A 4081-nucleotide genomic window follows, 5' to 3' on the forward strand; every position below is an offset into this window, starting at 1 on the left:
GCTTTCCAGAAACCGCCCTGCGCCTTCATCATGCCGACGAGCGCCTTTGCGTCGCTGGTCAGGCTGTCGCGCTTCATGCGCTGCGCCTGCAGGAAGGGGTCGAAGCCGAAGCATTCGGTGGCGAGCCGGGCGCGGGCGACTTCGCTCATGGCGGCGAAGGCGTCGGTGGGCGTGTCGAACGCGAACGATCCGTAGGCGAAGGCCGGAGCCTCGCGCACCAGCGGCAGCGTGACGTGGGCCTTGATGCCGAATGCGCCGGAATCGCAGGCGAAAAGGCCGGTAATGTCGGGGCCGAAGGGGCGCACGAAGCCCGAACCGGTCTGGAAGCTGGTGCCGTCGGCCAGCACCACTTCGAAGCAGATCGCCGATGGCGCCATGGTGCCCTGGGCCGCGCCCCAGAACAGGCCGTTCTGGCTGAAGCCGCCGCCGACCGAGGCGTTGATACCCGAGAGCGTGCCCCAGTGCATGGTGCGCAGGCCTTTGGGTTTCAGCGCGGCATGGAGTTCGCCCCAGCTTATTCCGGCCTCGACGGTGACGGTCATGTCGGTTTCGTCGACCGAAAGCACGCGGTTCATGCGCCCGAGATCGACGATGAGCGCACCGGGCGCGTCGGCGACATAGCCACGGGTGTAGCTCATGCCTCCGCCGCGCGGGACGACCATCAGGCCGGCGGCGGCGGCCGCCTTCATGCCCTTCGCCAGTTCGTCGATCGAGGCCGGGCGGAACACTGCCAGCGGTTCCGGGCCTGCGCTGTGCACGTCTTGTGCGTAGAACAGCTTGTCGGCGGTGTCGGTGACGAGCGAATCTTGCGGGAACACGGCGGCAAGCTGGGCGGCTGTTGGTGCGGGCATGTCAGGCGGCCTTGGGTTCGGGGGTCGGGAGTTTGTCGGGGTAGCGGCCGAGCGTCAGCAGCATCGCGCCGCCGGCGGCGAACATGAACATCGCCGCAGTCAGCATCACGTCGTAGTTGCCGTGCGCATCGCGGGCGGCGCCATAGAGGATCGGTGAAATGGCCGAGCCGAAGCCGAACGGCATGTAGAGAACGCCATAGATGCGGCCGAAGTTCGCCATGCCGAAATAGCGCGACGCCATGTAGGCGATGACATCGGATTCGGCGCCCGCAGCGAAGCCGAGCAGGAATGCGCCCGCCATCACTGCGGGCAGCGAACTGGCGGTGCCCATCAGCAGGAAGGCCGCGATCGCCGGAAGCAGAAACACCGGAAAGGCGATGCCCGGCGCCCAGAAACGGTCGAACAGCAGGCCGACGATCACCCGCCCGGCGAACAGGCCCAGCGCGACGACGCCCATGACGCTGGCCGCCGTCGATGCCGGGAAGCCGTGCAGCGACACGATCTGCGCCATGTGCAGGTGCGCGCCGCCGTAAGCGGTGGCGATGATGAGGATCGAGAAGAACAGGATCCAGAAGCGGTAGCCGCGCGCCGCCTGGCCGAGCGTCAGGCCGGTCAGGTTGCCCGACAGGTCGGAAAGGCCTGCCGGGCGTTCGTGCGGCTGCGGCTCGCGGAACCAGAGCAGCCCGACCGGGATGGCGACCAGAAGCGGCAGCAGCGCCAGCGTCGGGAAGGCGGCGCGCCATCCCCAGTTGCTGATCGCGGCCTGTGAGATCTGCGGCACCACGATGCCGGCGAGGCTGGTGCCGAGCAGCATGATGCCGAGCGCCAGACCACGGTTTTTAGCGAACCACAGGCTGATCGCCCGGCTCCAGGTGACGGGGGTGGAGCCGATGCCGACGATGCCGAGCACCGCCCAGAAGGCATAATAGCCCTTCAACGACGGCGGCACGAACCAGAACGAACCGAACACCAGCGCGAAGGCGAACAGCGAAAGCAGCGCCACCCGGCGGACGCCGTAGCGGTCGGCGAGGCCGCCATAGACCGGCGCCAGCAGTGCAGCCAATATGCCGAAGATGGTGACGCCGGCGCTGATCGCCTTGAAATCCCAGCCGAATTCCTCGTGGATGGGGCCCATCACCAGCGGCAGGGTGTTGAATGGCAGCGGCGAGGCGCCGCAAGCGACACCCAGCAGCGCCGCGACCAGCGGTTTCGTGCCGAGGCGGAACTCGGATTGCGGGGCTGTCCGGGTGTCGTTCATCTGTCGGTGCCGATCAGAACTTGTAACGGCCGCGCATCATCCAGCTCATGGGCCGGCTGATGTAGGTGACGTTCGAGAGGGAGGTTTGCGGGCTGGCGACGTTGAAGCAGTTGCTGCAATCGAGGCTGAGCGCCCAGCGCTTGTCAGGCCCGTTCAGGGTGAGGCTGGCGTTGGTGATCGCGGCAGCCTTCGCATGCGCGCCGGTGATCAGTTCGCCGTTGCCGAACGGATTGGAGGGATAGGCGCCGTTGGTGCCGGCGATCGGCTGGTCGTAGAAGGAGAGGTTCGACAGCGCGACTTCGTGGGCGGAATGCCACGAGACGTTGGCCGACGGCACCAGCGAAAGCTCGCCCATCGCGATTTCGTAGGAGGCGCCCGCCTGAAGCGTCCAGTTCGGGGTGCGGGTGGGCTTGGCGATGGTGCCGTTTGCCGTGACGATCCCCGAGGCGCAGGTGGAAATACGCGGAAATGTATTGCCGGTCGTGCCCGCCGGGATCTGCCCCGTTGCCAGCGCCGCCTTGCATTCCGCCAATTGCGATTCGACCGACTGGATGCCGTAGATGTCGGTTGCGGGCGCGTTCTTCAGCAGCCGGTGTTCGGCATCCTGATAGCCGAGGTTGGCATAGAGGTTGAGGCCGTCAACGGGGGCAAAGGTGAACTCTGCCTCGAGGCCCTTGTTGCGGAAGTCGGCGAAGTTGCGGGTGAGGAAGGTGATGGCGCCGGTGGTCGGGTTCAAGAGGCCCGCGAGCACCTGCTGGTTGCGCATGTCGATCAGGAAGGCGGTGACGTTCGCGCGGACGCGGCGGTCGAACAGGTCGGACTTGATGCCGGCTTCGTAGCTCCAGACCTTTTCCGGGTCGAACGGCAGGAACTGGCTTGGGGCGGTCGCCCGTGCGTTCCAGCCGCCCGAACGGAAGCCCTTGGTGGCGCTGGCATAGAGCAGGATGTTGTCGGCCGGCTTGAAGTTTGCGGCAAAGCGCGGAGTCCACATCCGGGTGTTGAGCGAGGTGGGGATGCGCACGCCGGACGGGCCGATCAGGTTGCTATTGTCGAGGCAGTTCGCCGGCAGCGCGCCGCCGGCGTTGCAGATCGCCCGGTTGTCGAGCACCGATAGCGTCTTGGTTTCGTCGGTGTAGCGGATGCCGGCGGTGAGTTTCAGTTGGCTGGTCAGGTTCAGGTCGACCTGCGCGTAACCGGCCTTGGCTTCGGTGCGGTTCTTCAGCGTCCGGTCGGCGAGCAGCAGCGTTACCGGCGGCGCGATGGTGAACAGGTCGGCGAAGTCGGTGGTGTTGCGTTCGTCGAGGTAGAAGGCGCCCGCCACATACTCGACGAAGCCGTTGCCGAACGATCCGTTCAGCTTGATTTCCTGGGTGAACTGGTTGTGCGAGCCGTCGTTCGCGACCGTGAAGCCGCCGCGCGCATAGCCGCGGACCGGCGGCCTCGGCACTGCGAGGCTGGGACCGGAGCGACCGTCGAAGAAGTCGTAGACGTAGCGCTGGTTCAGATCGAGGAAGCCGGTGATGAGCGTGAGGGTGTGATCCTCGGCGAAGTCGAAGGCGAGGTTCGAGGTCACGAGGCTGGTGGTCGCCGTCTGCCCGAGGCCGAAGTTCGCCTTGTCGCCGGTGACGGCGATCGGCGCAAACTGGTTCAGCCCCGAAGGCGTGCGCAGGCCGGTGGTGATGTAGCGGCCGTCGCATTCGGTGGGATTCGCCGGGTTGCACTCGAAGTTGGGCAGGTTGTCGGCCTTGGTGACGATGTGCATGAACGAACCCGTCCAGCGGATCGACGGCGACAGTTCGCCGCGAATGCCGAGACGGACGCCCCAGCCGTCGTCGTCGTTCAGGCGCTCGCCGGTGGTGACGTTCTTCGCGTAGCCGTCGTCGTCCTGCCAGTAGCCGCTGAGCTTGACGGCGAGGCCCGGCGCGAGCGGCGCGTCGAACGAGGCCCTGAGCAGCTTGCGGTTGTAGCGGCC

The 4081-nt window shown here is 66.6% G+C and carries 3 protein-coding genes; all 3 read right to left on the reverse strand.

From position 1 onward, the window contains the following. On the reverse strand, positions 1-851 hold an 851-nt coding region (locus tag AC16JP_RS00595; protein WP_484338658.1), incomplete at its 3' end, for an FAD-binding oxidoreductase. 1 nt (position 852) lies between these two features. Continuing rightward, positions 853-2109, reverse strand: a complete 1257-nt coding sequence (locus AC16JP_RS00600) for an MFS transporter (RefSeq protein WP_484338659.1) — start codon at positions 2107-2109, stop codon at positions 853-855. Between the two features lie 13 nt (positions 2110-2122). Beyond that, positions 2123-4081 (reverse strand): TonB-dependent receptor (locus tag AC16JP_RS00605; RefSeq protein ID WP_484338660.1); only part of this gene is annotated, 1959 nt, incomplete at its 5' end.

This window comes from Sandaracinobacteroides sp. (assembly GCF_057137845.1).

Coding starts and splice junctions, on each gene's coding strand:
- AC16JP_RS00600 (WP_484338659.1), bottom strand. CDS start 2,109: ATGAACGACACCCGGACAGCCCCGCAATCCGAGTTCCGCCTCGGCACG.